This window comes from Okeania sp. SIO2F4, from assembly GCF_010672385.1.
GTDB lineage: Bacteria > Cyanobacteriota > Cyanobacteriia > Cyanobacteriales > Microcoleaceae > Trichodesmium.
Genome location: NZ_JAAHGT010000714.1, coordinates 1 through 5,078, shown reverse-complemented (window position 1 = coordinate 5,078; position 5,078 = coordinate 1). Strand labels below are relative to the sequence as shown.

The 5,078-nt window shown below is 34.7% G+C and carries 4 protein-coding genes; all 4 read left to right on the top strand.

Going from position 1 to position 5,078, the window contains the following annotated elements:
- A partial coding sequence (locus F6K22_RS31110) for an MraY family glycosyltransferase (protein ID WP_293107160.1) occupies positions 1-757 on the top strand: 757 nt, incomplete at its 5' end.
- A gap of 1,024 nt (positions 758-1,781) precedes the next feature.
- Positions 1,782-1,907, top strand: a complete 126-nt coding sequence (locus F6K22_RS31105) for a hypothetical protein (RefSeq protein ID WP_293107157.1) — start codon at positions 1,782-1,784, stop codon at positions 1,905-1,907.
- A 495-nt stretch (positions 1,908-2,402) separates the two neighbouring features.
- Complete coding sequence (locus tag F6K22_RS31100) at positions 2,403-2,930, top strand: ferric reductase-like transmembrane domain-containing protein (protein WP_293107155.1); 528 nt, start codon at positions 2,403-2,405, stop codon at positions 2,928-2,930.
- A 581-nt stretch (positions 2,931-3,511) separates the two neighbouring features.
- Positions 3,512-4,963, top strand: coding sequence for a WD40 domain-containing protein (locus tag F6K22_RS31095; protein ID WP_293107152.1), 1,452 nt, complete (start codon positions 3,512-3,514; stop codon positions 4,961-4,963).
- Positions 4,964-5,078: the final 115 nt, after the last annotated feature.

Below are 5,078 nucleotides of genomic sequence, written 5' to 3'. Positions count from 1 at the left end.
TATTGGTTTAGCAGATGACTTGTTTGGTTTATCAGCACTATTCAGGTTATTTATGCAAGTAATTGCTGCTAGTATGGCCTGGATAGTTGGAGTACATATAGAGTTTCTAACTATTCCTTTTTATGGATTAGTACATATTAATATATTAAGCTGGCCTATAACTGTGATTTGGTTAGTAGGTATGGCAAATGCTATTAATTGGATTGATGGTGTAGATGGTTTGGCTGCTGGTGTTTCTGGTATTGCAGCTTTTGTAATGTTAATTGTTAGTATCTTTATGGATCAACCAGCAGCAGCTTTAATAGCAGCAGCTTTAGCTGGTGGAACATTAGGTTTCCTCCGTTATAACTTTAATCCAGCCCAAATATTTATGGGAGATGGAGGAGCTTATTATGTAGGATTTACTCTTGCAGGAGTGGGAGTAATAGGTTTGGTAAAAACTACAGTAGTTACTTCTGTTGTTTTGCCATATCTAATTCTAGCCGTACCAATTCTAGATATGTCTGCAGTAATTCTAGGCCGTTTACGAAACGGTAAATCTCCTTTTATTGCAGATAAACGCCATCTACATCATCGTTTATTAGATGCTGGTTTATCCCAAAGATTGACAGTTTTTTTTATTTACTCACTAACACTTTGGGTAGGAAGTTTAGCCATGGCTTTTTCAGGTATTCCTAGTGGTACAATTTATGCTTTTAGTGCTACAGGATTACTTGTTTATACAAGTTGGAAAGTTTGGAAACAAAAACAAGCTTAAAAGATGAAGATTCAAACCTATTCGTTTTCAAGGAGAGGTAATAATTAATAATTAATTATTAATTATTAATTAGGGCTTGCTGATTAAATATCAAAGCACTGATAGATATTAGTAAGTGCCTTTTTGGGTCTAAAAAAGTGCGCCTGTTTCGGTCTCTCAAGCTCATGCATGCTAGTATTTTGGGATGATTATGGCAGAAAAATATTGGGACAATTTTTACGACTACCTCCTCTATAATTTCCATTTCTCCTGTCTCGAGTCTCCTGTCTCCTGTCTCCTACCCCTACCACTCATACTTTCCATAAGCAAACCCTAATTATTAATTGTTGAAAGTTTCTTGGTTTAATCATTATTGGCATAAATAGCCCTCTTTTGTCACTCTCCGAAAACTCTTGTAATTTCTAAATTCTAGAGCTTTTGTATATCAGGCGATCGCCAGCTTTTTTCTTCCTAGAAATTCCTGAGAGCAGTGAAATTGCCAAAATTCGACGATCAAACTTTGTATGTCTTGTTATAGCTCCTTTCCAGGAAGTTAAAATAATAGAAAAAACCAGAGAGTGATAGAAGAGGGATAGTTCCCAAAGGCCATTACCTAGCCTAAAATTGCTCGATACACTAGCTACTTCAGAAGCTAATTTAGCTTGAAAAAGATACCAAATGGGTTCTATAGAGTACGTTCCATTACCATTTTACGATATCCCACACTTTCTTGATGCACTACGAAAAGTTGTTCATACTAGACTGATCTAGAGGGACTTTAGCAAAAAACACCTTAAAAATAGCATTAAAAGCTTATATGAGTTAGGATATCCTATACTTTCTTGATGCACTACGAAAATTTCCAATCTCCTGTTGCCGTTTGCCTCACTTATGTATACAATAAAAATGCGACTTTAGCGATCAACTCCTCTGAATTAGGAAAAAAAGTTGTTCATACTAGACTAATCTAGAGGGACTTTAGCAAAAAATACCTTAAAAATAGCATTAAAAGCTTATATGAGTTAGGATATCCTATACTTTCTTGATGCACTACGAAAATTTACAATCTCCTGTTGCCACTTTTCTCACTTATGTATATAGTAGAAATGTGGCTTTAGCGATCGACTCCTCTGAATTAGGGAAAAAAGTTGTTTATACTAGACTGATCTAGAGGAACTTTAGCAAAAAATACCTTAAGAATAGCATCAAAAGCTTATATGACTAATGGTATTATATTGTAATTAAGGTGTTCTTTAACCTATATTCTGCACGTCAAAATGTAGTATCTCAGGCTAGCCGTTGAAAGCCTTGCCTAGTAATAACCATAAAATTTATAGGTAAAAATACATATTACACAAACTATTAATAATAATTATTAATAATGGAGGTTGTAATCCACTTTATTCGTTAAAAATGCTTTTATAGTATAAGTATACTACAAAATTTGTTCTTTAATATACAGTGGATTCCAGGTTAATGTAGTACAGTAGCAGTAGCTTTAATACGAGTTTTTCAAGTATCAAATTAAGGTTTTATTTTTGTTGCGCCGATCTACTAGAATCAGTATACCACATTTATATGCAATAGGCTGTATATAGGTTTAAGCCATTTTACATTCATTGGCTCAGACCTATTCAATCAAATAAACTATCACGGAATTACAGAAATGGAAAACTTCATAATTAACACACCAAATTTTGCTAGTTATCTGGGATTTTTAGCTTTATTTGCCTATATTATTACTTTGTTACCCACAATTCTCAGAATAGTTTTTCCTGTTACTAAGAAGACCAATATCCCCAAAATATTACTCAAATATCGCCGTCAAATCGGGGTTATTTCATTCTTATTAGGTGCAGCTCATGGGATTTTATTATTTATGAAAAGAAGCTTTGATGTATTTGACCTTAAATCTTATTTAATTTATTCACAAGGAATAGTTATACTGAGTATTTTTACATTATTAGCCATTACTTCTAATGACTGGAGTGTGAAAAAATTGAAAAAAAATTGGCGGAGAATGCATCAGTTAACCTACATATTAATGTTTCTATTAATGTGGCATATTAGTGAAAAAATGTTTGGACATTGGACTTATATCACTCCATTAGGAATCATTGCTAGTCTGGGCATAACTATTTTATTCTTAATTAGAAAGTGGATAGAATACAAGAAAAACTCATTAAAAGTTTAGGTAAAATTGGCAGGTGTAACATCAAACATAACATGATAGACATCTCCATAAAATAAACTGGCTCTTTATTTAAGATAAGTTAGAGTTGTAAAATTAAGTGACAAAATCATTTTTCGTATTTTTTTCGTGAAAATACATCCCCTGTTCCCTGTTCCCTGTTCCCTGTTCCCTACTCTAGCAAAAAGTCTATATCTTTTTTGGAGATGTCTAATTAGTTGGTAAACATTCAGCGTTCAGCTTTTCCTACGGAATGCTACGCAAATAGCTTTTGAACGTAATAACTTGACTTCGGTTAGCTGATGATATTTTTCTGAATAACTTTTAATTCTTCTGGGAAACTAATTCCTCCTGGCAAAATAATGAATTAATAACCTCACGAGGTGACGGCTGAATGCTTATACTGTTTCACCGAAATTAAAAGTCATGCATTCATGCATTAAGATTTTATCAGCTCAAAACTTTGATGCCAGAGTAATTTCAGGAAATTATTTCACATAGGGGGTTTCAAACTATTTGTGACATCTTTAAAGTGAATTGGTATTATATTAGTTGATTTTTGATATGTACGTCATTGAAAAATTATGCAATCAAAACAAATTATCTGGAAATCTACCACAACAATAGCCCTAACAGCAGTAATTACAGCGATAGCAACAACCCTTGTAATTAAAAGAATAGAAGGAATAAATTGGCAGCAGTTACTATCAACAAAAACAAAACAAACAAACCATCTATTAGCAGAAAAAAACAAGCCTCTACAAACTTTATCAGGTCATTCAACTTGGATTTATTCAGTTGCAATTAGTTCAGATGGACAGACCCTAGCTAGTAGCAGTTATGACGGTACAATAAAAATTTGGCATTTACCTAGTGGAAAATTAATCCATACTATTGCAGCTCACGCTGATGCAGTCGAATCTCTGGCAATCACTCCTGATGGGAAAATTCTTGTCAGTGGTAGCTGGGATGATTGTATTAAATTGTGGAATCTTAGTAATGGAAATCTTATTCGCAGTATTAATCTTAATGCTGACGATGTCAAAGCAGTTGCGATCTCTCCCAATGGAGAAACGATAGGAATTGGTAGTTATAGCGGTATTATTAAGTTACTGAGTCTAAAAACTGGAATAGAAATCTTGCGTTTACAGCATTCTAGCTCTGTAGTTTCCCTGGCTTTTAGCCCAGATGGTCAAACTTTAGCTAGTGGTGGCAAAAATGGAAAACTCAAAATGTGGGAGGTGAAAACTGGAACAGAAAAATATACTTTGACTGCCCATTCTCGACCTATTTGGGCGATCGCATATACCCCCAAGGGAAAAACTCTAGTTACTGGCAGTCAAGATAGAAGTATAAAGCTATGGCAAGCAGAGACAGGCGAAGAAATTGGAATTTTTAATGGGCATTCAAAAGCAGTTTTGTCTGTTGCATTCAGTCCGGACGGGGAGACTTTAGCTAGTGGTAGTTATGACAAGAAAATCCATCTGTGGCAGGTAAAAACTCAAGAATTAATTGAAACATATCAAAGTCACACTAAACCTGTTTGGTCTGTTGGTTTTAGTCCGGATGGGCAAACTTTAGCCAGTGGTAGTGCCGATGAAACTATTAAAGTATGGCCTGTCTCAGTCACAAAATCATCCGACCAGTCAAAAGTGAAAGATGATGAATGTCACGGTAGTGAGTGTAACGCCAAACCTGAGATGATTTTCCAAGAAGTTCAGGAAATAGCGAAACTAGAAGAGTTGAATCAAAAGTTGTATCAGCAAATCAATCAGAGTTGGCGAGAAACACCTAGATGGTATGAAGATTTGGAATATCGCGTTAGGGTAGATGGTGATGGGGCGATCGTTAGTTATGAAGCAATGAATCAATCTGCTAAATATTATGTTTTGGAAACTCCTCTACCCAGGTTAGTTGATTCTGCTAAGAATAAAGCTGTTTCCCAAAAGCAAAAGCAGTTTGGATTATTTAGGGTCATTTTAACCCCAACAGGGGTGTTAGAAGTTAGCCCTTGGTGGGGTTATCAACCGTATTAAAATAATTGGACAAAGTTAGACATAATATTATGTCCGGTAGCATCGGTATTGTATAGAGAAGGTAAGGAAGAAGGAAGAAGGAAGAAGCAAAGGAAAAACCTTAAATATAGTAAAA

Coding starts and splice junctions, on each gene's coding strand:
- F6K22_RS31100 (WP_293107155.1), top strand. CDS start 2,403: ATGGAAAACTTCATAATTAACACACCAAATTTTGCTAGTTATCTGGGA.
- F6K22_RS31095 (WP_293107152.1), top strand. CDS start 3,512: ATGCAATCAAAACAAATTATCTGGAAATCTACCACAACAATAGCCCTA.
- F6K22_RS31105 (WP_293107157.1), top strand. CDS start 1,782: ATGCACTACGAAAATTTACAATCTCCTGTTGCCACTTTTCTCACTTAT.